We start from the raw sequence: 25,455 nt of genomic DNA, 5'->3' as shown, positions 1-25,455 counted from the left end.
GTCGCGTCTTGCTATGCTGCGCTCTTCTTATGCTGCTTTGCGGCCGCGCGCGGCAAGCCACGCTTCGGTCAACTGCTCGAAGCGCGACGCCATGTCGGCGACGGCCTCGTCATCCGACATCTTGCCGGCCAGCCATTGTTCGGCCGCGTGGACGAAGATGGTGCGGCCAACGGCAAAACCCTTGACGATCGGCGCCTTGGCGGTAGCGGCGAAGGCCGCTTCCAGCTCGTCTTGCGGCGCTTCCAACCCAAGCAACACGATGCCCCGGCACCATGGGTCGTGCTTCAGGATGACGGCTTCGATCCTGGCCCAGGCGCCGCTCGACGCCTGCGGTTCGAGCTTCCACCAGTCCGGTTTGATGCCGAGCGCATAGAGTTCCTCCAGCGCGCGCGGGATTGTCGTGTCGTCGAGCTTGCCATGCTTGCCGGCGATGACCTCGATGAGAAGCTCCCGGCCGACTTTCCGCGCCGCCTCGAACAGCGCGCGCAGCTTCTGCTGCTGCTCTTCCTTGAGCGCCGCCGGATCGTCCGGGTGGTAGAAACACAGGCACTTGATGCAGTGATCGACAGGCCATTCCACCAATTGCGAGCCGATGTCCTGCGAGAACTCGAAGCGCAGCGGCCGCGAACCCGGCAATTCGACCGGCCGGCCGAGCCAGGCGAAGGGATGGTGGGCGAATTCGAACATCGCCTCGCGGCCATGTTTCTCATCGATCAGCATGCCGTAGCCGTCGCGCCCGGCGGCGACCCTGGCCGCCGCCTTGACCGCCAGCACCTTGAAATCGCGGATGCGCGCCGGATCGGCGCCGGCCTTCGCGGCGACATCCTCGAGCTGGATGCGATGGTCGCAGGCGAGCGCCATCAGCGAGGGAACGTCGCGCCGGCGGGTTGTCGCCCAATGAATGTGGTTGATCGCCTCGTCCTTGCGCAGCGCCCGATGCTTGCTGCCGTTCTTGAGGAAGAACTGCAGCTCCTCGAAGGTCGGATATTCCGGCGCGCACAGCAGCCGCGAGACGGCGAAGGCGCCGCAGGCATTGGCCCAGGTCGCCGCCGTCGCATGGTCTTCGCCGCCGAGCCAACCGCGCAGGAAGCCGGACATGAACGCGTCGCCGGCGCCCAGCACATTGTAGATCTCGATCGGAAAGCCCATGCCGACGACACCGTCTTCCAGATCGTCGCTGATCGGCCCGTCATAGACGATGCAGCCCATGGCGCCTCGCTTGAGCACGATGGTCGCCGAAGACAGCGCGCGGATCGTCTTCAGCGCGCTCAGGCAGTCGTCGGCGCCCGACGCGATCATGATCTCTTCCTCGGTGCCGACGATGAGATCGCAATCGGGCAGCACCGTCTTCAACTGGGCCGAGACCCGATCGGACTTCACATAGCGCTCGAAGCCCTCGGCATGGCCGGCGAGGCCCCACAGGTTCGGCCGGTAGTCGATGTCGAAGACCACCTTGCCGCCTTTGGCCTTCATGATGCGGATCGCCTTGCGCTGGGCGGCATCGCTGTTGGGGCGCGAAAAATGCGTGCCGGTGACGACGACCGCACGGGCCGAGGAGATGAACCCTTCGTCGATGTCCTCTTCGGCCAGCGCCATGTCGGCGCAGTCCGAGCGGTAGAAGATCATCGGCGAAACGCCTTCATCCTCGACCGAGAGCAGCACCAGCGCGGTCAGCCGCTCCTTGTCGGTCTTCAGGCCGTCGGTGTTGACGCCTTCGCGCTTCAGCTGCTCGCGGATGAAGCGGCCCATCTGCTCGTCCCCGACGCGCGTCAGCAGTGCCGAGCGCAGGCCGAGCCTGGCCGTGCCGACCGAGATGTTGGCCGGGCAGCCGCCGACCGACTTGGCGAAGGAGGTGATGTCCTCCAGCCGCGAGCCGATCTGCTGGCCATAGAGGTCGACGGAGGCGCGACCGATGGTGATGACGTCGAGCGGCGCCTGTCTTGCGTCCACGGCTTCGCTCATTGGAACCTCCCGTCGGTCTTGTTGTCATGAACAACATTGTTTGGGTAACACGCGCGAGCGGCAGCGTGGCGCCGGCAATATGAAATAATAATTCCAATCCATAGTCAATATGGAATGAGCATTCCCGGCCGAAAAGTGCGGGAGCATGATCCCCGATCGAAGCCGCGGCAAGCGACCGGCTGGGCCCGGCTCCCAGCCTCGGCCGCGTCGCGTCAGGACCTGCTCAGGCCTTGCGCTTGCGGCCGACGTCGCGCCGTTTCTCGCCGACGCCGACGGTCAGCGCCATGGCCAGCGCCATCGTTGCCGACAGCGAACGGAAGCCGGCGAAATCCGCCTCGGCAACCTCGAACCACACGCTGGCAAACTGGGCAAGCGGCGAAAACGAACTGTCGGTGATGGCCACGATCGGCACGCCCTGCTCGGAAATGGAGCGGGCTTCCTCGATGGTGGCCGGCGCGTAGGGCGAGAAGCTGATGGCGATGACGGCGTCCGCCGGCGTGGCGAAGGAGACCATCTCGGCGTTCAGGCCGGCTGCCGATTCGATCAGCTGGTTGCGGATCTTCAACTTGCCCAAAGCATAGGCGATGTAGCTCGCCACCGGGTAGGAGCGCCGCTTGGCCAGCACATAGATGGTCTGCGCCTTCGCCAGCAGCGAAATCGCATCTTCGAAGTGCGCGTCGTCAAGCGTGCGCGAAATGTCGTTGAGCGAGGTGCTGGCGGCGGCGACGAAGCCGTCGAAGATCGCCCGGTGGCCCGCGCCGGCATCGGCCTTGGCGCGCAGCGCCTGCAGCCGTTCGTCATAGGACGAATTGCGCTCGCGCAGCCGCTCGCGAAACACCTGCTGCAGGCTGGTGAAGCCATCGAAGCCAAGCTGCTGGGCAAAGCGGATGAGGGTGGAGGGCTGCACGCCGGCCGAGGCGGCGATGCTGGCCGCAGTGCCGAAGGCGATGTCATCGGGATTGTCGAGCGCATAGGCGGCGATCTGGGCGATACGCTTGGGCAGGCTTTCGCGACGATCGAGGATCGTGGCGCGCAGCGTCTCGAAGTCGCGAGGTACCCGTTCGTCCATCGTCGGCCCGTCCAAGCTCATCCGTGAAGCGTCCTCTGTGCCCCATCATAGCGAGCCTGCGCAAGAACACCATAAAAAATGAGGCAGACATTCCATTTCAGATAAAAATGGACTAATTCATCCACGAAACGTTTCTGTCAGTGGAGGAACGAGGGAAGATGGTCGGCGTAGGTCTTATCGGCACCGGGTTCATGGGCAAATGCCACGCCATCGCGTGGAGCGCCGTCGGTGCCGTCTTTCCGGACGTGGCCAAGCCACGGCTCGTCCACCTCGGCGAGGTCAATGAGGACTTGGCCCGGCGCAAGGCCGGCGAGTTCGGCTTCGAGAAAGCGTCCGGCGACTGGCGCGCGGTCGTCAACGATCCGGAGGTCGATGTCGTCTCGCTGACCACGCCCAACCAGTTCCATCCGGAAATGGCCATCGCGGTTCTTCAGGCCGGCAAGCATTTGTGGTGCGAAAAGCCGATGGCGCCGAGCTTCGCCGAGGCCGAGGCGATGGCGGCAGCGGCGAAGAAGTCGGGCAAGGTCGCCGCGCTTGGCTACAACTATATCCAGAGCCCGGCCATCCGTCACATCGGCGCGCTGCTCGACGAGAAGATCATCGGCGAGGTCAACCATCTGCGCATCGAGATGGACGAGGATTTCATGGCCGACCCGGAAGCGCTGTTCTTCTGGAAGCACGAGGCCGCTTCCGGCTATGGCGCGCTCGACGATTTCGCCGTGCATCCGCTGTCGCTGGTCACCGCGCTGTTCGGCCGCGTCGCCAGCGTCATCTGCGACATGGCCAAACCCTATGCCGACCGCAAGCTGGCGGCGGGCGGACGCCGCGCCGTCGAGACCTATGATATCGCCAGCGTCTTGATGCATCTGGAAAACGGCATTGCCGGCACGCTGCTGGTCAATCGTTCGGCATGGGGCCGCAAGGGCCGCATCGCCATCCAGATCTTCGGCTCGAAAGGGTCGATCCTGTTCGACCAGGAACGGATGAACGAGTTCCAGCTCTATCTCACGTCCGATCGCCCGACCGAACAGGGCTATCGCACCGTCCTGGTGGCGCCGCAGCACAAGCCCTACGATCTTTTCGTGCCGGCGCCCGGCCACAGCCTCGGCTTCAACGATCTCAAGATCATCGAGTGCCACGAATTGCTGACGCGGCTTGCCGGCGAGCCGGCACGGCTCATCGAGTTCGCCGAAGGCCTGGAGATCGAGCGCACCGTGCATGCAATGGCACGCTCCTTCGAGGAAAAGCGCTGGGTCGACGTGAGATAGAGCGGCTGCTTCCCTTCTCCCCCTTTGTGGGAGAAGGTGTCGCCGAAGGCGACGGATGAGGGGTGTTCCAGGGAACGCCAGCGTCTCATTCCGCTGGAACACCCCTCAACCGTCTCGGCGCTAACGCGCCGATCCACCTTCTCCCACAAGGGGAGAAGGGAAATCGCGTCAGCTGCCAACCGCCGCATTCGCCTCCCAGCCGTTGACCCAGACCTGCCGCAAGCGGTCGCCTTCGCCCTTGAAGCGCAGCCCGGTCGGCTGGCAATCCGCGATGCGGTCGCTGCGGAAATTGCGGATCGCCTGGCGCAGCTCGCACCAGGCGACGATGTTGGCGGTTTCGGCGTAATAGATGAGCGCGATCGGCCGGACGAGGCGCTCGGAGGCGCGGCCCATCTCGTCGCGATAGGAAAGGTCGAGCTTTTCCTCGTCGCGGATGGCGCGGCGCACCAGCGCCAGGTCGATGGTGCCGGCCGAGGGCGCGGCGAATCCCCACGCATGCAGCGCATTGGCGTCGAGCGTCTGCCGCAAAGGTGGCGGCACTGCGCCGGCGATCTTGGCGCCGACACGCTTGGCCGCCTGCTTGAGCTCGTCGTCTCCCGTGCGCTCCAGCAGCTTCAGCGACAGGACGATCGCCTCCATCTCCTCGATCGAAAACATCAGCGGCGGCAGGTCGAAGCCGGGACGCAATATGTAACCGATGCCGCGTCCGCCCTCGATCGGCACGCGCATCGCCTGCAGGGCCGCGATGTCGCGGTAGATGGAGCGGATGGTCACTTCCAGCTGCGCGGCGATCATTGCGGCCGTCACCGGCTGCCGCGCCAGCCGCAGGATCTGGATGATCTCGAACAGGCGTGACGCCTTGCGCATTTTCTCACCCGGCTCCGATCGCAACTGACACATCATCGTCAGTTGGGTTGGTCTATAGGACTGCCTATCGAGTTGAAAATCAACAAATTCCTCTGCGGCGCGCCGTCAGGAGGCGACGAGCAACTGACATGAATTATGCGGAAAATCCATGAATTATGCGGAAAATCTTTGGCTCTTCTTTATCCTCCTGTTCGGCATCATCGCCGTTCCGGGCATGGACATGCTGTTCGTGCTGGCCAATGCGCTGACCGGCGGACGCGACAGGGGGCTTGCCGCCACCGGCGGCATTATGGTCGGCGGCATGGTGCACACGCTGAACGGCGCCATCGGCGTCGGCCTGCTCATGCATTTCGTGCCGATCCTGTTCACGCCGCTGCTGATCGCCGGCGCCGCCTACATGGCCTTCATCGGCATAACGCTGATGCGCAGCTCGATCACCGTCGGTGATGACGGGCCCGCCGGCAGCCGCTCCGCATGGAAGGCGTTTCGCCAGGGTTTCGTGACCTGCCTGATCAACCCGAAGGCCTACCTCTTCGTGCTGGCCGTCTACCCGCAATTCCTGAAGCCCGACTACGGTCCGATCTGGATGCAGGCGACTGTCATGGGCCTGATGACGGTCCTGACCCAGGCGGCGATCTATGGCGGGCTCGCAATATCAGCCGGCCGCAGCCGCAAGCTTCTGATCGCCAATCCGCGGGCGACCGTTCTCGCCGGCCGGGCGGCCGGCTTGCTGTTGTTTGCGGTCTCGGTGTTCACCGCGTGGGAAGGGCTGAGGACGGCGTGATCCCTGGCTGAATCGGGAACCGCCGCCCTGCCTTGTGCCCGGCCAGATCAAGCGGCGCCCGGTCGGCTCTCCATCATGGCGCGGCGTGTCGAGCGGCGCCATTCGACGGCGCCGGCAAGGCCGTGCAGCACGGTCTCGGTGGTTGCCCAGTCGATGCAGCCATCGGTGATGCTCTGGCCGTAGACGAGCGGCTTGCCTGCCACCACGTCCTGCCGGCCGGCGACGAGATTGCTCTCGATCATGACGCCGACGATGCGCTCGTCGCCAGCCGCCACCTGCCCCGCGACATCCGCCGCCACCTTGGGCTGGTTCTCCGGCTTCTTCGAGCTGTTGGCGTGGCTGACATCGATCATCAGCCTGGGTACGACGCCGATGCGGCCGAGTTCCAAGCTAGCCGCCTCGACGCTCGCCGCGTCATAGTTGGGCTGAACGCCGCCGCGCAGGATCACGTGGCAGTCCTCATTGCCCGTGGTGGTCGCGATGCCGCTGCGGCCGCCCTTGGTCACCGCCATGAAATGATGCGGCTGCGCGGCGGATTTCACCGCCTCGGCGGCGATCCTGAGATTGCCGTCGGTGCCGTTCTTGAAGCCGACCGGGCAGGAGAGGCCCGATGCCAGTTCGCGGTGGATCTGGCTCTCGGTCGTGCGCGCGCCGATCGCGCCCCAGGCGACGAGGTCGGCAATGTATTGCGGGGTGGTCATGTCGAGGAATTCGGTCGCCGCCGGCAGGCCGAGATTGTTGACGGCGGACAGCACGTTGCGCGCCATCCGCAAACCCTTGTCGATGTTGAAGCTGCCGTCGAGGTCCGGATCGTTGATCAGGCCTTTCCAGCCGACCGTCGTGCGTGGCTTTTCGAAATAGACCCGCATGACGATCTCCAACCGGTCGGACAGGGCCTCGCGCAGCGCCGCCAGACGGCTGGCATAGTCGACCGCAGCGACCGGATCGTGGATCGAACAGGGGCCGACGACGACGAGCAGCCGGTCGTCGGTCCCGTTCAGGATGGCATGGATGGCGTTTCGTGACGCGCTGACGGTGCGCGTTGCCGTCAGCGTGCGAGGGATTTCCCGCATCACCTGGTCGGGTGTGCTCAGTTCTCGGATTTCCTTGACCCGAAGGTCGTCTGTGGTGGTCAACACGGCTTTCTGCTCCTTTTTTGGGAACCTGCCGGCTGAAACAAAAAAGCCGCCAGGTCTGGCGGCTGTTCGGATATTGTTGCTGCAATCTTCAGATCGAGCGCAATCCTCCCGCCGCCAGCGAGCTGCTAAAGTACCAATAGGTGGCGGTCAGGTGGATCATGCGGCTCATATAGTGGAAGCCGAGGCGTTTGTCACGTGCCGTAGATGAGTTGGCAAAATCGCTGGCGAGAGCCCCTCTCCCCGTCACTATACGGGGAGAGGATGCCGGCAGGCAGGTGAGGGGCGGCGCTTGCGTCAACGGATAGGACGGGGGCGAAAAGCACCGGCTTCAATCGAACCATGTAACTATCAAAGTCGGCGCTGCCCCTCATTGCCCTGCCGGGCATTTCTCCCCGTATAGTGACGGGGAGAAAGGGGGCCGGCNGAAAAGCACCGGCTTCAATCGAACCATGTAACTATCAAAGTCGGCGCTGCCCCTCATTGCCCTGCCGGGCATTTCTCCCCGTATAGTGACGGGGAGAAAGGGGGCCGGCCACTCAGCTGGCCTACTCCGGTGACGCCCCCGCAACGCTCTGGTCATAGTCGACCAGCGATCCGGTCATGACACCAGACTGCGGGCTGACCATGTAGCTGATCAGCCGGGCAAGCTGGTCCGGCTTCACCAGCTGGCCCATCGGCTGCGCGGCTTCGGCCTTGGCCAGCCAATCATCCGGCGCGTCGTGCCATTTCTTCTGCACGATGTCCTCGCCCTCGGTGTCCATCCAGCCGGGCAGCACGGCGTTGCAGCGGATGCGGTTGAAGCGATAGGCGTTGGCGACGTTCTTGGTCAGCGTCATCAGCGCGCCCTTGCTGGTCGAATAGGGCGTCAGGAACGACTGGCCGGTATGCGCCGACATCGACAGCACGTTGACGATCGAGCCGGGTGCTTTCTTTTCCAGGAGATGCGCCACCACGCCCTGCATCAGGAAAAACGGGCCGCGCACATTGGTGTCGAAGATCGTGTCGAACAGCTCTTCCGAGGTTTCGACCAGCGAGCCCCGTGCGGAAGTGGCGGCGGCGTTGACCAGCGCGTTGATGGTGCCGAAATGCGAGAGCGCGGCGGCGACCGCGCGCTTGCAGTCGGCCACCTTCGAAACGTCGGCGCTGATGAAGATCGCGTCGACGCCCGCTTTCTTGAAATGGGCGACCGCCTTGTCACCCTTCTCCTGCGAGCGGCCGATAAGCGCCAGCGCCCGGCAGCCTTCGTCGGCCAATGCTTCGGCGACGGCAAAGCCAATGCCTTGCGCCCCGCCGGTGACGATGGCGCGTGTGTTCGAATTGCGATCGGCTGATGCGCTCATCGCTTTGCTCCTGTGGCTTGGGTCCGGGTTCTTACTTGTCGAGGCGAACGGTCTTGCCTGATGTCGCCGACTTCAGCGCCGCGTCCGCCAGCTTTAGCGCCACCAGTCCGTCCGCGCCGCTCGGCGACGCCTTCTTGCCCGAGGTCGCGGCGGCAATGAACGCGGCTATCTCGATGGCATAGGCGTCGAGATAGCGGGTCATGAAGAAATCGTGCAGCGGCGGGCGGGTATAGCCCTTGTCGTTGGCGACTTCGATCGACACCGGCCGCTGGTTCTCGGCGGCCACCATGCCTTTCGAGCCATGCACCTCGATGCGCTGGTCGTAGCCATAGGTGGCGCGGCGCGAATTGGAGATGACGGCCTGCTTGCCGGACGCGGTCTCGAGGATGACGCTGACCGAGTCGAAATCGCCGGCCTCGCCGATCTTCTTGTCCACAAGCACCGAGGCATGCGCGCTGACCGCCACCGGTTCCTCGCCGAGCAGGAAGCGCGCCATGTCGAAATCATGGATGGTCATGTCGCGGAAAATGCCGCCCGAGCGCTTGATGTAATCGATCGGCGGCGCGCCCGGATCGCGCGAGGTGATGGTGACCATCTCGACGGTGCCGATGGCGCCGTCGTCGATCGCCTTGCGCACGGCGGCGAAATGCGGGTCGAAACGCCGGTTGAAGCCGACCATCAGCGTCGCCTTGGCCTTATCGACCACCGCCAGGCACTTCTCGACGCGCTTGACGTCGAGGTCGATCGGCTTCTCGCAGAAGATCGCCTTGCCGGCCTTGGCGAAGCGCTCGATCAGATCGGCATGGGTGTCGGTCGGCGTGCAGATGACGACGGCGTCGATATCACCGGCTTTCTCGATGGCATCGATGCTGCGCACCTCGGCGCCATAGGCGCTTGCCAGTTCGGTCGCCGCCTTCTCGAAGGCATCGGCGACGGCCACCAGTTTGGCCTGCGGGTTGGAGCCGACGGCGCGGGCATGGACCTTGCCGATGCGGCCGGCACCGAGGAGGGCGAAACGAACAGTCATGGATATTTCCTCTAGGGGGATGGGGTTCGAGAGAATTGTGTCTCCACCTTCCCGTCGGGAAAAGGTGGCAAGTTGTTTCCGAGCGCCGCGGATCGTCCCGGAACCGGGTGATCGCCCTGTTTTAGGCCGCGAGTTCCGCCTCTCCGGTCTTGGCCCCGGTGATGTAGGAGACGATGTCCTGCCCGTCCGTGTTCTCCTTGCGCAGATTGGCGACGATGCGGCCGCGCCGGAAGACGACGATGCGGTCGCAGAGGTCGAACACCTGGCGCATGTTGTGGCTGATCAGGATCAGCGGCTCGCCATTGTCCTTCAATGTGCGGATGATGTTTTCGACCTGTGCGGTCTCCTGCACGCCGAGCGCCGCCGTCGGCTCGTCCATAATGATCAGCTTGGAGGCGAAGGTCGCGGTCCGGGCGATCGCCACGCATTGCCGCTGGCCGCCCGACATATGGCGGATGGTGTTGGACAGATTGGGGATCTTCACCGCGGTGCGGATCAGCGCAGCTTCGGTCGCCTTGCGCATGTATTTGCGGTCTAGGATCGAGAACGGCCCGAGGTTGAACAGCACTTTTTCGCGGCCGAGGAACAGGTTCGACGGCACGTCGAGGTCGTCGGCCAGCGCTAGGTTCTGGAACACGGTCTCGATGCCGGCCGTGCGAGCCTCGATCGGCCCGGCAAAATTCACTTCCTTGCCATCGAACCAGACCTGGCCGCTGGTGCGCTGTTCGACGGCGGTGATCTGGCGCACGAAGGTCGACTTGCCGGCGCCGTTGTCACCCATGATGGCGACATGCTCCCCTTTGCGCAGCTCGAAATTGGCGCCTTCCAGCGCATGGACGCCGCCATAGCGCTTGGTCAGGTTTTCGGTCTTCAGGACGATGTCTGTCGTGGAGATATCTGGCATGGTCAAGCCCTCAATGCCCGCATACGCTGGCGCCATTGGTCGAGAACGACGGCGCCGACGATGATCACGCCCTTGACCATCTCCTGGTAATAGGCGTCGAGGCGCAGGAAGGTGAAGCCGGAGATGATGACGCCGAAGATCAGCGAGCCGATAACCGTGCCGACGATCGAGCCGCGGCCGCCCGACAGCGAGACGCCGCCGATGACCGCCATGGCGATGGCGTCGAGCTCGTACATCACGCCCATGCCGGACTGCGCGGTGAGGTTCTTGGAAGAAAGCACCACGGCGGCGAGCGCGGCGAGAATGCCGGCGATGACGTAGACCAGGATCTTGTGGTTGGCGATCTTGATGCCGGACATGCGCGCGGCGTCCTCGTTGGAACCGATCGCGTAACAGTGCTTGCCATACCTGGTGTAGGTCATGATCAGCTGGAACAGGATAGCCAGCGACAGGAAGATGATGACCGGCATCAACCCCTTGCCGATCGCCGCGAAACTTTCGGTGGGAAACGAGATCGGCTGGCCCTTGGACCACCATTTGGCGATGCCGCGCGCGGTGACCATCATGCCGAGCGTGGCGATGAATGGCGGAATGCGCGTGTAGGCGATCAGCGCGCCGTTGACCAGGCCGGCGAACAGGCCGCAGCCGATCGCCACCAGCACCGGCACGATGACCGGCAGGTCGGTCCAGCCTTGCGCCAAGAACATCGCCTTGGGATTGGGGTTGCCGTTGACCGTCGCCACCTGGGCGAAGCTCATGGCGATCATGGCGGTCGCGCCGACGATCGAGCCCGAGGACAGGTCGATGCCGCCGGTGATGATCACTTGCGTCACGCCGATGGCGATGATGCCGACGATCGACACCTGCAGGATGATGATCTGCAGGCGTGCCTCGTTGAAGAGACCGCCGACGTCGCTGCGTGTGTTGAACAGGAAACTGTCGCCGAGAAAGATACGGCCGATCAGTTCGAAGATGACGACCAGGATGACGAGCGCCAGGAAGACGTTGAATTCGGCCGGCCAGTTGCGCTTCTTCGCGTCATAGCTGACCCCGCCGACGCCGTGAGATGTCTGTGCCAATCTTCTATCCTCCATCAGCCACGGTCGTCCTCGGCACCCGAAGGCGCCCGGGGGAAGAGGAGCGGCGCTGTCTTTGCGAGAGCGCCGCTCCGTGGATCCGTTGCTCAGTTCTTCTTCAGGAACTTGTCGATGTTGGCCGGCGTCACCAGCTGGAAGGGCACGTAGACCTTGTGCTCGACCTTCTCGCCCTTGGCGAGCTTCAGTGCCGCATCCAGCGCACCGGCGCCCTGGCCGGCCGCGTCCTGGAACACGGTTGCGTCGAGGTCGCCGGCTTGCATGGCCGCCAGCGCGTCCTGGGTGGCGTCGACGCCTCCGACAACGACCGACTTCATGTCGATGTTGGCGGCTTTCATCGCCTGGATGGCGCCGATGGCGCTTTCGTCATTGTTGGCGATGACGCCGTCGAACGGCTTGCCGGTCGACAGCCAGTTGGTCATCAGATTCTGCGCTTCGTCGCGGTTCCAGTTCGACGTCTGCTTGTCGATGATCTTGATGAAGCTGCAATCTGGCGTGGCGATGACCTCTTCGATGTCCTTGGTGCGCTGCACGGCGGCCTGGTTGGAAAGCTCGCCCATGATGACATAGACATTGGCTTCCTTTTTGCCGGCTTCCTTGAACAGGCGGCAGACTTCCTTGGTTTCAAGCGTGCCGGAATCGGCCTCGTTCGAGGCGACGAAAGCCTGGTTGTCCGGCAGCGTGTTCACATTGACCGGCTCGCGGTTGACGTAGACCAGCGGGATCTTGGCGGCCGCTGCGGCGTCCGACATGGCCTGCGTGGCCGAGGTGTCGACCGGATTGACGATGATGGCGTCGACGCCCGAAGCCGCGAAGTTCTTGATCTGATCGAGCTGCTTGGCAACGTCGTTCTGCGCGTCTTCGACCTGCAGTTCGACGCCGCTCATGCCCTTGGCCTGCTCGATCATGCCGTTGCGCAGCACGGTCAGGAAGTTGTCGTCGAACTTGGCCATCGACACGCCGATCTTGGCGGCCATGGCCGATGAACTCATCAGCGCCGCGAAGGCGACGCCCAAAAGCAGTTTCTTCATTGTAATCTCTCCTCCACTTTTGGTGTCCGGTTGCACCGATCTATCCGGAATCCCCGATCTCCCCGGGGAATCTCTCCCTGATGTCATTCCGTTCCCTGTGGCTCCCGCATCGGCAGGAATGCCAAACCGTCTGTTTGAAACAGATATTCCGGAACGAAAGAACCAAAATACATAGCTAGTGAAATATTTATTCCATTCCAGCGGAACGTCAAGGGCGATTCCGCGGCCTCTCGCCGGAATTTCGGATCGTTCTGATGGATTCTATCATTTCCGGCCGCTACTCTCGGGCGGGAAAGGCTAGATATTTTCCGGCAGATAGATGTCGAAGGGCAGGAAGGTCTGGCCTGGCGCGTTGGCGGCGCCAGCCTCGATGGCATGCACCATTCGATCGACCAGTTCGCGGCAGAGCGCGGCCAGCGGCGTCGAGATCACCATGGTGAGGATGTTGTCGGCGAGTGCCGCGCGCGACGCGGCATTGATCTCGTTGCAGACGACCACCGGCATGTTTACGGGCCTTGCTGCCCGCAGCGCCGAGACCGCGCCTTCCATGCCGCCACCGGCGACGTAGCAGCCGGCAAGGTCCGGATAGCGCGCCAGGAGATCGATCATCGCATCATGGGTCACCTGGTTTGCCTCCAGATTGACCAGCGTTTCGAGCACGCTGAAGTCGGGTGCATGCTCGCGAAAGAACGAGCGGAAGCCGATCTCGCGCAACTCGTGGCCATGGAAGCGATGGCTGCCGACGAAGAGGGCGACTTTGCCGGGCTGCCGCGCCGCCCTGGCGATCATCCAGGCCGCGGTACGGCCGACCTTGCGGTTATCAAGGCCGACATAGCCCTCGCGGATGCCGGCTGCGAAATCTGACAGCAGCGAGAACACCGGTTGCCCTCTCGCCTTCAACGCCTCGACCGCCGCGGTCAGGGTCGGATGGTCCGGGCCAACAACGGCGATGGCCCTCGATTTTGCCGCCAGCCTGCGCATCTGGGCGGCGATCTCGTCTGGGACCAGGGAACTGGCGAAGTCGATGGTTGCGGCGCCACGGAACCGCTGCGACTGCGAGACCGCCAGTTCGAGCTCCGTTGCGAAGTCGCCGTAGAAGACGTCATTACCTCGCAAAAGCAGGAAGCCGAGCCGGTATTCGGGCAGTTCATGGCGCATGCGCTGCTTGATCAGGCCGGCCGCGTGATAGCCGATCTCGGTCGCGGTCTCATAGACGCGGCGCGCGGTTTCCTCGCGCACCGGCAGGCGATTGTTGAGCACGCGGTCCACCGTGGCCACGCTAACACCGGAGATACGCGCCAGGTCGGTGATGGTCGGCCGTTTCGCCATGATCGCCCTCATTCGAATTGCAGGATATCAATACGTCATTCTGATAGGAAATGATAGAAACTATCTTTATGATGTTGAGTCTATCATGGCTCGGCGTTATTTTGACGGTGGAAGCTGGCAATATCAGGCATTCGCCAATGCCCTGCCGAGGGAGGCAACCATGACCACAGCGCCGTCCCGGCGTGACTACAGCCTGATCGGCCGCGACGCCAAGCTTGCCGTGGAGAAAGGCCTGTCGGCGGCCGAGTGGTATCACACCGACATTCCGCGCAAGCAGATGAAGGAGCTGATGCAGCGCTCCGACGGTCCGGCGATCCGCGATACCGCGATCTGGATTGCCGCGCTCGTCGTCAGCGGCGCCGGCGGCGCCTGGTTCTGGGGCAGTTGGTGGTGCGTGCCGTTCTTCTTCGTCTATGGCGTGCTCTACGGCTCCTCGACCGATTCACGCTGGCACGAATGCGGCCACGGCACGGCCTTCCGCACGCAGTGGATGAACGACGTCGTCTACCAGATCGCCTGCTTCATGATCATGCGCAATCCGGTGACCTGGCGCTGGAGCCACACGCGCCACCACACCGACACCATCATCGTCGGCCGCGACCCGGAAATCTCCGTCATGCGGCCGCCGGACCTGGTGCGCGCCATCCTCGGCTTTGTCGGCGTGCTCGACGCCTGGCATGCGATGTCAGACATGCTGCGCAACGCCGCCGGCAACATCAGCGCCGCCGAAAAGACCTTCATTCCGGAGCAGGAACAGGGCAAGGCGATCCGCATTGCCCGCATCTGGACCGCCATCTATGCCGCGACCATCGCGCTGGCGCTCTATTCCGGCTCGTTCCTGCCCTTGATGCTGGTCGGCCTGCCCAGGCTTTATGGCGCCTGGCATCATGTCATGGTCGGCCTGCTGCAGCATGGCGGCCTGGCCGACAACGTCACCGACCACAGGCTGAACAGCCGCACCGTGTACATGAACCCGATCAGCCGCTTCATCTACTGGAACATGAACTATCACGTGGAGCATCACATGTTCCCGATGGTGCCCTACCATGCGCTGCCAAAGCTGCATGCGCTGATCAAGCACGATTTGCCGGCGCCGACCCCGTCGATCCTGGCCGGCTACCGCGAGATGATACCGGTCTTCCTGCGCCAGCTGCGCAACGAGGATTATTTCCTCAAGCGCGAACTGCCGCCGACCGCCAGGCCGTATCGCGAGGAATTCCACAGCGATGCCGTCGCCGCCGCGGCGGAATGACAATGCGATTTTTGCGGAGGAACAAATGAGCGACTGGGTCGAGGCCTGTGCTGCCGATGACATCGACGAAGAGGACGTGATGCGCTTCGATCATGGCGGCCGCACCTTCGCCATCTACCGCAGCCCTGACGACGAGTACTTCGCCACCGACGGGCTTTGCTCGCATGAGAAGGTGCATCTCGCCGACGGGCTGGTGATGGACGACATTATCGAATGCCCCAAGCACAATGGCCGCTTCAACTACAAGACGGGTGCGGCCAGGGGCGCGCCGGTCTGCGTCAACTTGAAAACCTATCCGGTCAAGGTCGACGCCGGCAAAGTCCTGGTCCAGATCGGGTGATGGATATGGCGCGCGGAATGGTCATCATCGGCGCCGGCGAATGCGGCGGGCGGGCAGCGCTCGCGCTGCGCGATCTCGGCTATGACGAGCCGGTGACGCTGGTCGGCGACGAACCGCACCTGCCCTATGAAAGGCCGCCTTTGTCCAAGGACGCGATGGCCAGCGACGCGCCGGAAATCAAGGCGATCGCCAGCGACGAGATGCTGGCTGAAAAGTCGATCCGCCATATCCATTCCGTTCAGGCCGTGGCGATCGATCGCGCGGCGCATGCGGTGCGCCTGTCGGATGGCTCGGTGGTGCCCTACGACAAGCTCCTGCTGGCCACCGGCTCGACCCCGCGCAAGCTGCCGATGCCCGGCCTTGGCGCGCGCTGTGTTTATCTCCGCACCTTCGCCGATGCGCTGGCCATCCGCGCCCATCTCAGCGCCGGCAACCGCATTGCCATCATCGGCGGCGGCTTCATCGGCCTGGAACTCGCCGCCGCGGCCCGCAAGCTCGGTGCCTCGGTCACCGTCATCGAGGCGCAGCCGCGCATCCTGATGCGCGGCGTGCCCGCCGAGATCGCCGAAATCATCCATCAGGCGCACATTGCCGAAGGCGTCGACATATTGTGCGGCGACGGCATCGCGTCGATCGCCGACGACGGCAGGCAGGTTCGCATCGCCCTTGCCGGCGGCCGAGAGGTATCCGCCGATCTCGCCATCATTGGCATCGGTGCCATGCCGGTGACCGCGCTGGCCGCCGAAGCTTTCCTGGCGATCGAAAACGGCATTGCCGTGGACGAGCAACTGCGCAGCAGCGATCCCGACATCTTTGCCGCCGGCGACTGCTGTTCGTTCCCGCTCGCCGTCTATGACGGCCGTCGCGTGCGGCTGGAAGCCTGGCGCAACGCCCAGGAACAGGGCGCACTGGCCGCCAGAAACATGCTGGGCGCCGGCGAGGCGCATGCGGCGGTGCCATGGTTCTGGTCGGATCAGTATGGCCTGTCGCTGCAGATCGCCGGGCTCTCGGACGAAGGCCGGAGCACAGTGCGCCGCGATCTCGGCGAAGGCGCCTTCATCCTGTTCCATTTGGCTGAGGACGGCAGGCTGGTGGCGGCGAGCGGCATCGGCCCCGGCAATGCGGTTGCCCGCGACATCAGGCTGGCCGAAATGCTGATCAGCAAGCGGGCAAAGCCCACGCCGGAAGCGCTGGGATCCCAGGACGTTAAGCTGAAGTCGTTGCTGGCGGCGTAGAGAGACTGGCCACCCTCCCCCTTGTGGGAGGGTCGCTGCGAAGCAGCGGGATGAGGGGCGGCACCGACCCCCACCCGGACCTTCGGTCCGACCTCCCCACAAAGGGAAGGTAGAGGGCCGCGCCCTAAAACAGCGCCTTCAGCTCCGACAATTTGTCGTTGACCAGCCAGCCGTAATAATTCTCTTCCGGCAGTTTCGCCGGCTCGCCGGCAGCGCGGCGCTTGTCGTTTTCGGCCTTCAGCGCATAGGCGCGCTGCTCCGGATTGCCGACATTGTAGAGCGTGGCGGTCAGTCCCGGATTGCCCGAAATGTCGAAGCCGGCAATGCTCTTGTAGGCGTCGATCGATTTCCGGATCGTCGCCGCCACGTAAGGCAGTGTCAGGTCCGGATCCATGATGGTCTTGTAGACCGCATTGGGGTCGGCGACGTCGAGCTCCGGCAGTCCGGACACCTTGTGCACGAGATCGCTCATCTGCAGGGCGGTCAGCGGGTTCAACTGGCCGAGCCCGAAAGTCTGGCCGGCATAGTAGGGCTGGAAGAAGGTGGCGCCGAAACGGTCGTCGGGAAAGCTTGTCCCGCCAACGGTCTTGCCGCGAAACGAGCGGTTCCACACCTGTTCGCGGCATTCCCACAAATCGTAGCTGTCCGACATACCGGCGCATTTCCTGAATTCCGGCCGCTGCACGAAATCCGTGATGTCCTCGCCGTCATAGGCGAAGGACAGCTTGCTGGAGAGATAGGAGATCGCCTTGACGTAGTAGGTCTGCAGCCGGTCATAGGCATCGACATTGTAGGTGTGCTCGCCGACGATGGCGCCGACGATGTGCATCGGATCGATGCCGTAGGCGGAAGCCGCCTTCTTGATCTTGGCGCGTAGGTCGGCGTCATTCTGCAGCAAAGCGTAGACCTTGCGGTATTTCGCCTGGAAGGTGGTGTTGGTCGCCTGCGTGCGCCGGCTCGAGGCACCCGGAATGTCCGGCTGCTCGGCATTGCGGTTTCCCGGCGGCACCAATGTCGCCGCTTGTGCGCCGAACAGCGTCGCCGCCAGCGTCAGGCCGAGAAGGACCAGGATCAGTTTTTTCATGCGCCGCCGCTGCCCAAGCAATTCCAAGGAAAGTGTGAAACGGTTTTCCGTCCGGAATTGCGTCAACCAAGAGATCGAGAATTGCCGCGCAAACTAGGTAAAGCTCTTGGTCGAGTCGAGAGCGCCCCCGCACAAGGCAAGACGAAAGGTGGCCAGATGGTACCATCTGGCCACACATGATGCTTTTGCCGGGACGTGTTGCCTGAACCGGCGCCGGATGAACCGGCGCCGGCTTTTAAAGGATGAATCGCGACAAATCTGTGTTTCGCGAGAGATCGCCGACATGCTTTTCAACATAGGCGGCGTCGATGGTGACCGATGTGCCGTTGCGGTCCGGCGCATCGTAGGAAATCTCGTCCAGCACCCGCTCCATCACCGTCTGCAGCCGCCGGGCGCCGATATTCTCGACGCTGGCATTGAGGTCGACGGCAATGCCGGCGAGCGAATCGATGGCATCGTCGGTGAAGGTCAGCTCGACGCCCTCGGTTTTCATCAGCGCGATATACTGCTTGATCAGGCTCGCTTCCGTCTCGGTCAGGATGCGGACGAAATCCTCCTTCTCCAGCGCGCGCAGCTCGACGCGGATCGGCAGGCGGCCTTGCAGCTCCGGCAAAAGGTCGGACGGCTTCGAGACATGGAACGCGCCGGAAGCGATGAACAGGATGTGATCCGTCTTCAACGGCCCGTATTTGGTCGCCACCGTGGTGCCTTCGACCAGCGGCAGCAGGTCGCGCTGCACGCCTTCGCGCGAAGGTCCGCCGGAAATGTCGGATCTCGCCGCGATCTTGTCGATCTCGTCGAGGAAGACGATGCCGTCATTTTCCGCAGCATCGAGCGCCCGGCGCACAACCTCGTCCTGGTCGAGCAGCTTGTCGGACTCGTCGTTGACCAAGAGGTCGTAGGATTCCTTCACCGTCGTCTTGCGCAATTTGGTCTTCTTGCCGCCCATCGCCTTCGACAGCATGTCGTTGATGTTGAGCACGCCGATATTGGCGCCCGGCATGCCGGGGATCTCGAAGCCGGGCATGCCGCCATTGCCGGTGTCCGCCACCTCGATCTCGATTTCCTTGTCGTCGAGTTCGCCGTCGCGCAGCTTCTTGCGGAAACTGTCGCGCGTGGCCGGGCTCGCCGTCTTGCCGACCAGCGCTTCCAGCACGCGTTCCTCGGCGTTGACGTGGGCGCGCGCCTTGACGTCCTCTCGCATCTTCTCGCGCACCAGGCCGATGGCGATCTCGACCAGGTCGCGGATGATCTGCTCGACATCGCGTCCGACATAGCCGACTTCGGTGAACTTGGTGGCTTCGACCTTGACGAAAGGCGCACCGGCCAGCCGCGCCAGGCGACGCGAGATCTCGGTCTTGCCGACGCCGGTCGGCCCGATCATCAGGATGTTCTTCGGCATCACCTCTTCGCGCATCTGGCCTTCAAGCTGCTGGCGGCGCCAGCGGTTGCGCAGGGCGATGGCCACGGCGCGCTTGGCGTCCTTCTGGCCGATGATGAAGCGGTCGAGTTCCGAAACGATTTCGCGGGGAGAAAATGTCGTCATAGCTAAATTCCACTTTGCCACTGCTTGATGGCCTCGAACGGATGCAGCAGCATGATCACGTTGAGTGTCAGGTTGTCCCGGATGAGATAGCCGGTACCCAGTTCGAAGAGGACGGCGAGGCTGACGATCACCCATATAGGTAGCTTTCGCGCCATCACAAATCCCATCACCATGGCCAGCGTGTCGGACACCGAATTGATGATGCTGTCGCCATAATAGTCGAGCGAGATGGTGCCCGCGCGATACCGTTCGATGATGAACGGGCTGTTCTCGAGCAGCTCCCAGCCGCCCTCGATGAAGACGGCGAAGGCCAGCCGCAAGCCGATCGGCGAACGCGGGAACAGGAACTGGGCCAGCGCATAGAACAGGAAGCCGTGGATGATGTGCGAGAAGGTGTACCAGTCCGAAATGTGCTGGGAGTTCTCCGAACTGTTCACCACGCCATGCCAGAGCTTGACGTAGCCACAGGTGCATATCGGGGGATGGCCCATTCCGTAGAGGGCTCCGGCCTGGAAGATGAGCAGCCCAAGGACGAGCAGAAGTCCCATGCGCCAGCTGTCTTCATAGGCCGAATAGCCCTCGTCAACGCCGGGTGTGCTCATTTGGTTATTTCCCCTCTTGTTCATCGTCGGCATCGATCGCCATCAGCACGACGTCGCCATAGACCGATTGCCTGCGATCAATGACCCGGAATCCGGCCTTTTCATAGGCCCGGATGGCCCGGATGTTGGCGGGGTCGGGGTCGATGATGACGCGCGGCACGCCCTCCTCGAACAATTGCTCGACGAACCGGCGCACGATCGCCGAGCCATGGCCGATGCCGACCAGCTCCGGCCGGCCGATCGACACGTCGATGCCGAGCGTGCCGAACGGCTGGTCGGCATAGGGATGATCGTCTTCCAGATGCGGGTCGTAGCTCTGCAGATAGCCGATCGGAATTCCGTCGAGTTCGATGATCAGCGGTTCGACGGAAATACTGTCGATGTGACCGCGAATCTCGGCGATTTCGGCCTCCGGATCGTCCCACCATTGCGCGACATGCGGCTCGGCGAGCCAGCCGGCGATCATCGGCAGGTCTTTCTCCGTCACTGGCCGAAAATCGTAGCTAGCTTCTTGTTTGGCCATGATCTCTTCCGAAAACCGGGCTCCACTTTTCGCTTATGCGGTCCTGCGGTTCGGGATCATGCTGGCCGGATCAGCCGGCATCGAGCATTTCGACGACGAAATTGTTGTTGGTGTAGACGCAGATGTCGGATGCAATCTGCATCGCCTTGCGGGCGATCTCCTCGGCATCCTTGTCGGTGTCCATCAGCGCGCGTGCGGCGGCCAGCGCGTAATTGCCGCCGGAACCGATGGCCATGACGCCAAATTCGGGTTCGAGCACGTCGCCGGTGCCGGTCAGTGCCAGCGAGACTGACTTGTCGGCAACCAGCATCATGGCCTCCAGCCGGCGCAGATAGCGGTCGGTGCGCCAGTCCTTGGCAAGCTCGACGCAGGCGCGCGTCAGCTGGTCGGGATATTGTTCGAGCTTGGCTTCCAGCCGCTCCAGCAGCGTGAAGGCGTCGGCCGTGGCGCCGGCGAAACCCGCAATCACATTGCCGCCCTTGCCGATACGGCGGACTTTGCGGGCATTGCCCTTCATGATGGTCTGGCCAAGGCTGACCTGGCCGTCGCCGGCGATCACCACCTTGTTGCCCTTGCGGACCGTCACGATGGTCGTGGCGTGCATGGTCAGATTATCAGACATTTTTAGCTCCGATTCGCGCGATCCCAAAAGGCGATTGGCGCGGTACGAGTGATTTTATCGGCCATATGTATGCATGGGAGCAATGATTGCAAACGGCTGGATAGCGGCGGGGATGGCAACTGGCAATCGCCGGATCATGCTGATAGAAGGCTTTCGTTTTCAAGCCCGCGAGCGCTTGAGGCCCGTGAACCGGTCACCATGTGAACCAATGGGACAAGGATAAAGTGATGGCGCCCCGTTCCGCCGAAGCCAGCCGCAAGACCAGGGAAACCGACATCTCGGTGTCGGTCCATGTCGACGGTTCGGGAAAATCCGATATCGCCACCGGCGTCGGCTTCTTCGACCATATGCTCGACCAGCTTTCACGCCATTCTCTGATCGACATGACGGTCAAGGCCAAGGGCGACCTCCACATCGACGATCATCACACCGTCGAGGATACCGGCATCGCGCTTGGCCAAGCCTTGACCAAGGCGCTTGGTGAGCGGCGCGGCATCATGCGCTATGCCTCGATCGACCTTGCCATGGACGAGACGCTGACGCGCGCGGCGATCGACGTCTCCGGCCGTCCCTTCCTGGTCTGGAACGTTTCGTTCTCGTCGCCGAAGATCGGCACCTTCGACACCGAACTGGTGCGTGAATTCTTCCAGGCGCTGGCGCAGAATGCCGGCATCACCCTGCATGTCACCAACCACTATGGCGCCAACAATCATCATATCGCCGAGACCTGCTTCAAGGCGGTGGCGCGCGCGCTGCGTGCCGCACTGGAACGCGATCCGCGTCAGCCGGACGCGGTTCCCTCCACCAAGGGATCTTTGAAGGGATAGCGTCATGGCCAGCTATGTCGTGATGGAACCACCCGGGCGCAGCGAGAGAGCCGGCGCAACGGTCTTTGTCCGTGACGGCTTTACCTGGCTCGGCCTCCTGGTGCCGCCACTATGGTTCGCCTGGCATCGGCTGTGGATCGAGGCGGCGCTGACCTTCGTCGTCATGGGCCTGCTTTCGATGCTTGGTGAGAAGCTCGGCCTTGGCCCTGCCGGCTCGCTGCTGTCCCTGCTCGTCTCGCTCTATGTCGGCCTGGAAGGGCAGGCGCTGCGCATCGCTGCGCTCCGCCGCCGCGGCTGGCATGAATGGGGCGTGGTCCAGGCCGGCTGGCTGGATGATGCCGACATCCGCTATGCGCTGGAGGCCGAGGCGCATGCGGAAGAAGCCGCACCTGCGCCGCGCATGGTTCCGGATGCCGCCTTGGCGCGTCCGGCGCAGCCGGGCATGGCGCTAGGACTGACCCACATTCCGGGACGGCGCTGACATGCGGGTGGCAATCATCGATTATGGCTCGGGCAATCTGCGCTCGGCCACCAAGGCATTCGAGCGCGCCGCGCGCGAAGCCGGCATCGAGGCTGAGATCGACCTGACGGCCGATGCCGAGCGGGTGCGCACCGCCGACCGCATCGTCCTGCCGGGCGTCGGCGCCTATGCCGACTGCGCGGCCGGCTTGCGCGCCGTCGACGGCATGTGGGAAGCGGTCGAGGACGTCGCCATCGCCAAGGGCCGTCCTTTCCTCGGCATTTGCGTCGGCATGCAGCTGATGTCCGAGCGCGGCCTCGAAAAGACCGTCACCAACGGCTTTGGCTGGATTGCCGGTGACGTCAAGGAGATCGCGCCAGCCGATCCGGCGCTGAAGATCCCGCAGATCGGCTGGAACACGATCGAACTGAGGCGTGAGCATCCGCTGTTTTCAGGCATTCCCACTGGACCGACGGGGCTGCACGCCTATTTCGTCCATTCCTACCATCTCGATGCGCGCCAGGCGGACGAGGTCCTGGCGGTCGCCGACTATGGCGGCCCGGTGACGGCCGCCGTTGCCCGCGACAATCTCGCCGGCACCCAGTTCCATCCCGAAAAGAGCCAGGCGCTCGGCTTGGCTCTGATCACCAATTTCCTGAAGTGGAGGCCCTGACGAGCATGAGCAAACTTGCCGCCTCATCAGGTCATTTCGTCATCGTCGAGGGCGCCTAGATGATCCTTTTTCCCGCCATCGACCTCAAGGACGGCAAGTGCGTGCGCCTGAAGCACGGCGACATGGCCACCGCGACCATCTACAACGATGATCCAGCCGCGCAGGCAAAAGCCTTCGAGGAGCAAGGCTTCGAGTGGCTGCATGTCGTCGACCTCAACGGCGCCTTCAAGGGCCAGAGCGTCAACAGCGCGGCCGTCGGCGCCATCCTCAAGGCGACGAAGAACCCGGTGCAGCTCGGCGGCGGCATCCGCACGCTGGAGCAGATCGAGGACTGGCTCGCCCGTGGCCTCGCCCGCGTCATCCTTGGCACCGTGGCGGTGCGCGATCCCGACATGGTCAGGCAGGCCTGCAAGGCCTTCCCGGGCAAGGTCGCCGTCGGCATCGACGCCAAGGGCGGCAAGGTCGCGGTCGAGGGCTGGGCCGAGGCGTCGAGCCTCGGCGTCATCGAACTGGCCAGGAAATTCGAAGGCGCCGGCGTCGCCGCTATCATCTACACCGACATCGACCGCGACGGCGTGCTGACCGGCATCAACTGGGACGCCACCATCGATCTCGCCGAGGCGGTGTCGATCCCGGTCATCGCTTCGGGTGGCCTCGCCTCGATCGCCGATATCGTGCGTATGACCATGCCGGACGCGCAAAAGCTCGAAGGCGCCATTTCGGGCCGCGCACTCTATGACGGCCGCATCGATCCGGCCGAGGCGCTGGCGATCCTGCGGGGCAAACCGGCAATGGAGGCGCGGTCGTGAAGCTCACCATCATCCTGGCCTCCTATGACAGCGGCCATTATCATGGCGGCATGGGCCAGGGTCCCGATGCGCTGATCGCGGGCGGCCTCGTCGACGCCCTGACCATGGCCGGCCACGACGTGACCGTGGAGGACATCGGCAGGGTCGGCGATGCCCAGGAACGCGAGATCGCCACCGGCTTTGCCGTCTGCAATGCCGTCTCAGGCGAGGTTCGCATTGCCATCGACAGGGGCCGGTTCCCCATAGTGCTGGCCGGAAATTGCCTGACGTCAGCCGGCGCGGTCGCGGGCGAGGGCGCCGATGCGATCATCTGGGCCGACCAGCATGGCGACCTCAACACGCCCGAGACATCCACATACGGCTTTCTCGACGGCATGGCGCTGGCGACGGTGCTCGGCCTGTGCTGGCGTCCGATGGCGGGCGCCATCCCCGGCTTCAAGCCGATCGATCCCTCGCGCTGCGTGCTCGTCAACGCGCGCGATCTCGATCCGGCCGAGGAAAAACTTGTCGAGACGCTGCCGATCATCCGCACGGAATGCCCCGGCGTGGGGCAAGCGACGGCAAAGCTGAAGGCTGCCGGCGCCGAACGCGTGCATATGCACCTCGATCTCGACGTGCACGATCCCGAGGAGCTGCAGGCCAACCGCTATGTCACCCCCGGCGGACCAGACCCGGAACAATTGCGCGACGCGGCTTGCGCCATCGCGCTTGCCGTGCCGATCGTCGGCATCACCGTTTCCGCTTACGATCCGGCCTTCGACGCCAAGGCCGACGTGCCGCCGCTGGTTGGCCAGCTGCTCAACGATCTCATCGCCACGATAGAGGGCCGCTGATGCTGAAAGCCCGCGTCATCCCTTGCCTCGACGTCAAGAACGGCCGTGTGGTCAAGGGCGTCAACTTCGTCGATCTCATCGATGCCGGCGATCCGGTCGAGACGGCCAAGGCCTATGACGCGGCCGGCGCCGACGAGCTTTGTTTTCTCGACATCACCGCTTCGTCGGACAATCGCGAGACCATCTTCGATGTCGTCGCGCGCACCGCCGAGCAATGCTTCATGCCGTTGACCGTCGGCGGCGGCGTGCGCCAAGTCGCCGACATCCGGAAATTGCTGCTGGCCGGCGCCGACAAGGTGTCGATCAACACAGCAGCGGTGACTAACCCGGATTTCGTCGCCGAAGCCGCCGACAAGTTCGGCAATCAATGCATTGTCGTCGCCATCGACGCCAAGAAAGTGTCCGGTGCCGGCGAAGCCGACCGCTGGGAGATCTTCACCCATGGCGGACGCGAGAAGACCGGCATCGATGCGGTCGAATTCGCTCGCAAAATGGTCGATCGCGGCGCCGGCGAGATCCTTTTGACCTCGATGGACCGCGACGGCACCAAGGCCGGCTACGACATCGCGCTCACCCGCGCGGTTGCCGACGCGGTGCGCGCCCCGGTTATCGCTTCGGGCGGCGTCGGCACGCTCGATCACATGGTCGAAGGCATCCGCGACGGCCATGCCGGCGCGGTGCTGGCGGCCTCGATCTTCCATTTCGGCACCTACACCATAGCCCAGGCCAAGGCACATATGGCCGCGGCCGGGCTGCCGATGCGGCTAGACTCCTCGGGCGATCGGTCCTAGAGCAATTCGGAATTGCGTAAAAACAAAGAGATAGAGCGGTTCGC

The 25,455-nt window shown here is 63.6% G+C and carries 26 protein-coding genes; 11 read left to right on the top strand and 15 right to left on the bottom strand.

The window, feature by feature from the left end; translation table 11 throughout:
* Positions 1–27 precede the first annotated feature (27 nt).
* Both iolC and X741_RS164280 read right to left on the bottom strand, forming a co-directional pair.
* On the bottom strand, positions 28–1,962 hold the full coding sequence (gene iolC / locus X741_RS164275) for a 5-dehydro-2-deoxygluconokinase (RefSeq protein WP_023776027.1): 1,935 nt from the start codon (positions 1,960–1,962) through the stop codon (positions 28–30).
* A gap of 223 nt (positions 1,963–2,185) precedes the next feature.
* Positions 2,186–3,031, bottom strand: coding sequence for a MurR/RpiR family transcriptional regulator (locus X741_RS164280; RefSeq protein ID WP_023776026.1), 846 nt, complete (start codon positions 3,029–3,031; stop codon positions 2,186–2,188).
* A gap of 158 nt (positions 3,032–3,189) precedes the next feature.
* Here X741_RS164280 and X741_RS164285 point away from each other — a divergent pair, with 158 nt between their 5' ends.
* Positions 3,190–4,299, top strand: a complete 1,110-nt coding sequence (locus tag X741_RS164285; protein ID WP_023776025.1) for a Gfo/Idh/MocA family oxidoreductase — start codon at positions 3,190–3,192, stop codon at positions 4,297–4,299.
* Positions 4,300–4,467: 168 nt separating this feature from the next.
* Here X741_RS164285 and X741_RS164290 read toward each other — a convergent pair whose 3' ends face one another.
* The gene (locus tag X741_RS164290) at positions 4,468–5,166 is read right to left on the bottom strand and encodes a YafY family protein (RefSeq protein WP_023776024.1); all 699 of its coding nucleotides are present in this window, start codon (positions 5,164–5,166) and stop codon (positions 4,468–4,470) included.
* 148 nt (positions 5,167–5,314) lie between these two features.
* Between X741_RS164290 and X741_RS164295 the strand changes: the two genes are divergently transcribed.
* Positions 5,315–5,950: a LysE family translocator gene (locus X741_RS164295; protein ID WP_023776023.1), complete on the top strand. Its 636-nt coding sequence runs from the start codon at positions 5,315–5,317 to the stop codon at positions 5,948–5,950.
* A gap of 47 nt (positions 5,951–5,997) precedes the next feature.
* On the opposite strand, the gene X741_RS164300 is transcribed toward X741_RS164295, so the two are convergent.
* From X741_RS164300 to X741_RS164335, 7 genes are all read right to left on the bottom strand, one after another.
* Positions 5,998–7,089 carry a 3-deoxy-7-phosphoheptulonate synthase gene (locus tag X741_RS164300; protein ID WP_023776022.1) on the bottom strand — a complete coding sequence of 364 codons (1,092 nt, stop codon included), beginning with the start codon at positions 7,087–7,089 and terminating at the stop codon, positions 5,998–6,000.
* Positions 7,090–7,634: 545 nt separating this feature from the next.
* On the bottom strand, positions 7,635–8,429 hold the full coding sequence (locus X741_RS164310; protein WP_023776020.1) for an SDR family oxidoreductase: 795 nt from the start codon (positions 8,427–8,429) through the stop codon (positions 7,635–7,637).
* 31 nt (positions 8,430–8,460) lie between these two features.
* The gene (iolG, locus tag X741_RS164315; RefSeq protein ID WP_023776019.1) at positions 8,461–9,456 is read right to left on the bottom strand and encodes an inositol 2-dehydrogenase; all 996 of its coding nucleotides are present in this window, start codon (positions 9,454–9,456) and stop codon (positions 8,461–8,463) included.
* A gap of 121 nt (positions 9,457–9,577) precedes the next feature.
* Positions 9,578–10,360: an ATP-binding cassette domain-containing protein gene (locus tag X741_RS164320; RefSeq protein ID WP_013891716.1), complete on the bottom strand. Its 783-nt coding sequence runs from the start codon at positions 10,358–10,360 to the stop codon at positions 9,578–9,580.
* Positions 10,361–10,362: 2 nt separating this feature from the next.
* Positions 10,363–11,439: an ABC transporter permease gene (locus X741_RS164325; protein WP_023776018.1), complete on the bottom strand. Its 1,077-nt coding sequence runs from the start codon at positions 11,437–11,439 to the stop codon at positions 10,363–10,365.
* 104 nt (positions 11,440–11,543) lie between these two features.
* The gene (locus X741_RS164330) at positions 11,544–12,485 is read right to left on the bottom strand and encodes a sugar ABC transporter substrate-binding protein (RefSeq protein WP_023776017.1); all 942 of its coding nucleotides are present in this window, start codon (positions 12,483–12,485) and stop codon (positions 11,544–11,546) included.
* A 297-nt stretch (positions 12,486–12,782) separates the two neighbouring features.
* On the bottom strand, positions 12,783–13,814 hold the full coding sequence (locus tag X741_RS164335; protein WP_023776016.1) for a LacI family DNA-binding transcriptional regulator: 1,032 nt from the start codon (positions 13,812–13,814) through the stop codon (positions 12,783–12,785).
* A gap of 160 nt (positions 13,815–13,974) precedes the next feature.
* Here X741_RS164335 and X741_RS164340 point away from each other — a divergent pair, with 160 nt between their 5' ends.
* Genes X741_RS164340 through X741_RS164350 form a run of 3 tightly spaced genes read left to right on the top strand, consistent with a single transcriptional unit; the run spans position 13,975 to position 16,641 of the window.
* A complete protein-coding gene (locus tag X741_RS164340; RefSeq protein ID WP_023776015.1) occupies positions 13,975–15,066 on the top strand; it encodes a fatty acid desaturase family protein in 1,092 nt (363 codons plus the stop codon).
* Positions 15,067–15,091: 25 nt separating this feature from the next.
* Positions 15,092–15,406, top strand: coding sequence for a MocE family 2Fe-2S type ferredoxin (locus X741_RS164345; RefSeq protein WP_023765670.1), 315 nt, complete (start codon positions 15,092–15,094; stop codon positions 15,404–15,406).
* Positions 15,406–16,641: an FAD-dependent oxidoreductase gene (locus tag X741_RS164350; protein WP_031249659.1), complete on the top strand. Its 1,236-nt coding sequence runs from the start codon at positions 15,406–15,408 to the stop codon at positions 16,639–16,641. Before X741_RS164345 ends, X741_RS164350 begins: the two co-directional genes overlap by 1 nt.
* Positions 16,642–16,765: 124 nt before the next feature.
* Here X741_RS164350 and X741_RS164355 read toward each other — a convergent pair whose 3' ends face one another.
* From X741_RS164355 to hslV, 5 genes are all read right to left on the bottom strand, one after another.
* Entirely contained in the window at positions 16,766–17,725 is a 960-nt protein-coding gene (locus X741_RS164355; protein ID WP_023776013.1) for a DUF1402 family protein, read from the bottom strand.
* 235 nt (positions 17,726–17,960) lie between these two features.
* The gene (hslU, locus tag X741_RS164360) at positions 17,961–19,271 is read right to left on the bottom strand and encodes an ATP-dependent protease ATPase subunit HslU (RefSeq protein ID WP_023776012.1); all 1,311 of its coding nucleotides are present in this window, start codon (positions 19,269–19,271) and stop codon (positions 17,961–17,963) included.
* 2 nt (positions 19,272–19,273) lie between these two features.
* Positions 19,274–19,873, bottom strand: a complete 600-nt coding sequence (locus tag X741_RS164365; protein WP_023776011.1) for a DUF2585 domain-containing protein — start codon at positions 19,871–19,873, stop codon at positions 19,274–19,276.
* Positions 19,874–19,877: 4 nt separating this feature from the next.
* Complete coding sequence (locus tag X741_RS164370) at positions 19,878–20,396, bottom strand: GNAT family N-acetyltransferase (protein WP_023776010.1); 519 nt, start codon at positions 20,394–20,396, stop codon at positions 19,878–19,880.
* 70 nt (positions 20,397–20,466) lie between these two features.
* Entirely contained in the window at positions 20,467–21,018 is a 552-nt protein-coding gene (gene hslV / locus X741_RS164375) for an ATP-dependent protease subunit HslV (RefSeq protein WP_023776009.1), read from the bottom strand.
* A gap of 227 nt (positions 21,019–21,245) precedes the next feature.
* Here hslV and hisB point away from each other — a divergent pair, with 227 nt between their 5' ends.
* From hisB to hisF, 6 genes are read left to right on the top strand one after another with little or no spacing between them, the layout of a single operon-like run.
* Positions 21,246–21,845 carry an imidazoleglycerol-phosphate dehydratase HisB gene (gene hisB / locus X741_RS164380; RefSeq protein WP_023776008.1) on the top strand — a complete coding sequence of 200 codons (600 nt, stop codon included), beginning with the start codon at positions 21,246–21,248 and terminating at the stop codon, positions 21,843–21,845.
* Positions 21,846–21,849: 4 nt separating this feature from the next.
* A complete protein-coding gene (locus tag X741_RS164385) occupies positions 21,850–22,326 on the top strand; it encodes a DUF2628 domain-containing protein (protein WP_023776007.1) in 477 nt (158 codons plus the stop codon).
* A 1-nt stretch (position 22,327) separates the two neighbouring features.
* The gene (gene hisH, locus X741_RS164390) at positions 22,328–22,978 is read left to right on the top strand and encodes an imidazole glycerol phosphate synthase subunit HisH (protein WP_023776006.1); all 651 of its coding nucleotides are present in this window, start codon (positions 22,328–22,330) and stop codon (positions 22,976–22,978) included.
* Between the two features lie 59 nt (positions 22,979–23,037).
* Complete coding sequence (gene hisA / locus X741_RS164395; protein WP_023776005.1) at positions 23,038–23,787, top strand: 1-(5-phosphoribosyl)-5-[(5-phosphoribosylamino)methylideneamino]imidazole-4-carboxamide isomerase; 750 nt, start codon at positions 23,038–23,040, stop codon at positions 23,785–23,787.
* Entirely contained in the window at positions 23,784–24,620 is an 837-nt protein-coding gene (locus tag X741_RS164400; RefSeq protein ID WP_023776004.1) for an arginase family protein, read from the top strand. Before hisA ends, X741_RS164400 begins: the two co-directional genes overlap by 4 nt.
* On the top strand, positions 24,620–25,411 hold the full coding sequence (hisF, locus tag X741_RS164405) for an imidazole glycerol phosphate synthase subunit HisF (protein WP_031249657.1): 792 nt from the start codon (positions 24,620–24,622) through the stop codon (positions 25,409–25,411). Before X741_RS164400 ends, hisF begins: the two co-directional genes overlap by 1 nt.
* Positions 25,412–25,455 lie beyond the last annotated feature (44 nt).

This window comes from Mesorhizobium sp. LNHC221B00, assembly GCF_000502935.1.
GTDB lineage: Bacteria > Pseudomonadota > Alphaproteobacteria > Rhizobiales > Rhizobiaceae > Mesorhizobium > Mesorhizobium opportunistum.
This window is presented reverse-complemented; position numbering and strand designations above follow the sequence as displayed.

Bases quoted from the DNA above. Each gene is read 5' to 3' on its own strand.
- iolC (WP_023776027.1), bottom strand. From the start codon at position 1,962: ATGAGCGAAGCCGTGGACGCAAGACAGGCGCCGCTCGACGTCATCACC.
- X741_RS164340 (WP_023776015.1), top strand. From the start codon at position 13,975: ATGACCACAGCGCCGTCCCGGCGTGACTACAGCCTGATCGGCCGCGAC.
- X741_RS164355 (WP_023776013.1), bottom strand. From the start codon at position 17,725: ATGAAAAAACTGATCCTGGTCCTTCTCGGCCTGACGCTGGCGGCGACG.
- X741_RS164285 (WP_023776025.1), top strand. From the start codon at position 3,190: ATGGTCGGCGTAGGTCTTATCGGCACCGGGTTCATGGGCAAATGCCAC.
- X741_RS164280 (WP_023776026.1), bottom strand. From the start codon at position 3,031: ATGGACGAACGGGTACCTCGCGACTTCGAGACGCTGCGCGCCACGATC.
- iolG (WP_023776019.1), bottom strand. From the start codon at position 9,456: ATGACTGTTCGTTTCGCCCTCCTCGGTGCCGGCCGCATCGGCAAGGTC.
- hisB (WP_023776008.1), top strand. From the start codon at position 21,246: ATGGCGCCCCGTTCCGCCGAAGCCAGCCGCAAGACCAGGGAAACCGAC.
- X741_RS164320 (WP_013891716.1), bottom strand. From the start codon at position 10,360: ATGCCAGATATCTCCACGACAGACATCGTCCTGAAGACCGAAAACCTG.
- X741_RS164295 (WP_023776023.1), top strand. From the start codon at position 5,315: ATGAATTATGCGGAAAATCTTTGGCTCTTCTTTATCCTCCTGTTCGGC.
- X741_RS164335 (WP_023776016.1), bottom strand. From the start codon at position 13,814: ATGGCGAAACGGCCGACCATCACCGACCTGGCGCGTATCTCCGGTGTT.
- hisH (WP_023776006.1), top strand. From the start codon at position 22,328: ATGCGGGTGGCAATCATCGATTATGGCTCGGGCAATCTGCGCTCGGCC.
- hisA (WP_023776005.1), top strand. From the start codon at position 23,038: ATGATCCTTTTTCCCGCCATCGACCTCAAGGACGGCAAGTGCGTGCGC.
- X741_RS164330 (WP_023776017.1), bottom strand. From the start codon at position 12,485: ATGAAGAAACTGCTTTTGGGCGTCGCCTTCGCGGCGCTGATGAGTTCA.
- hslU (WP_023776012.1), bottom strand. From the start codon at position 19,271: ATGACGACATTTTCTCCCCGCGAAATCGTTTCGGAACTCGACCGCTTC.
- hslV (WP_023776009.1), bottom strand. From the start codon at position 21,018: ATGTCTGATAATCTGACCATGCACGCCACGACCATCGTGACGGTCCGC.
- X741_RS164345 (WP_023765670.1), top strand. From the start codon at position 15,092: ATGAGCGACTGGGTCGAGGCCTGTGCTGCCGATGACATCGACGAAGAG.
- X741_RS164350 (WP_031249659.1), top strand. From the start codon at position 15,406: ATGGATATGGCGCGCGGAATGGTCATCATCGGCGCCGGCGAATGCGGC.
- hisF (WP_031249657.1), top strand. From the start codon at position 24,620: ATGCTGAAAGCCCGCGTCATCCCTTGCCTCGACGTCAAGAACGGCCGT.
- X741_RS164385 (WP_023776007.1), top strand. From the start codon at position 21,850: ATGGCCAGCTATGTCGTGATGGAACCACCCGGGCGCAGCGAGAGAGCC.
- X741_RS164310 (WP_023776020.1), bottom strand. From the start codon at position 8,429: ATGAGCGCATCAGCCGATCGCAATTCGAACACACGCGCCATCGTCACC.
- X741_RS164370 (WP_023776010.1), bottom strand. From the start codon at position 20,396: ATGGCCAAACAAGAAGCTAGCTACGATTTTCGGCCAGTGACGGAGAAA.
- X741_RS164365 (WP_023776011.1), bottom strand. From the start codon at position 19,873: ATGAGCACACCCGGCGTTGACGAGGGCTATTCGGCCTATGAAGACAGC.
- X741_RS164290 (WP_023776024.1), bottom strand. From the start codon at position 5,166: ATGCGCAAGGCGTCACGCCTGTTCGAGATCATCCAGATCCTGCGGCTG.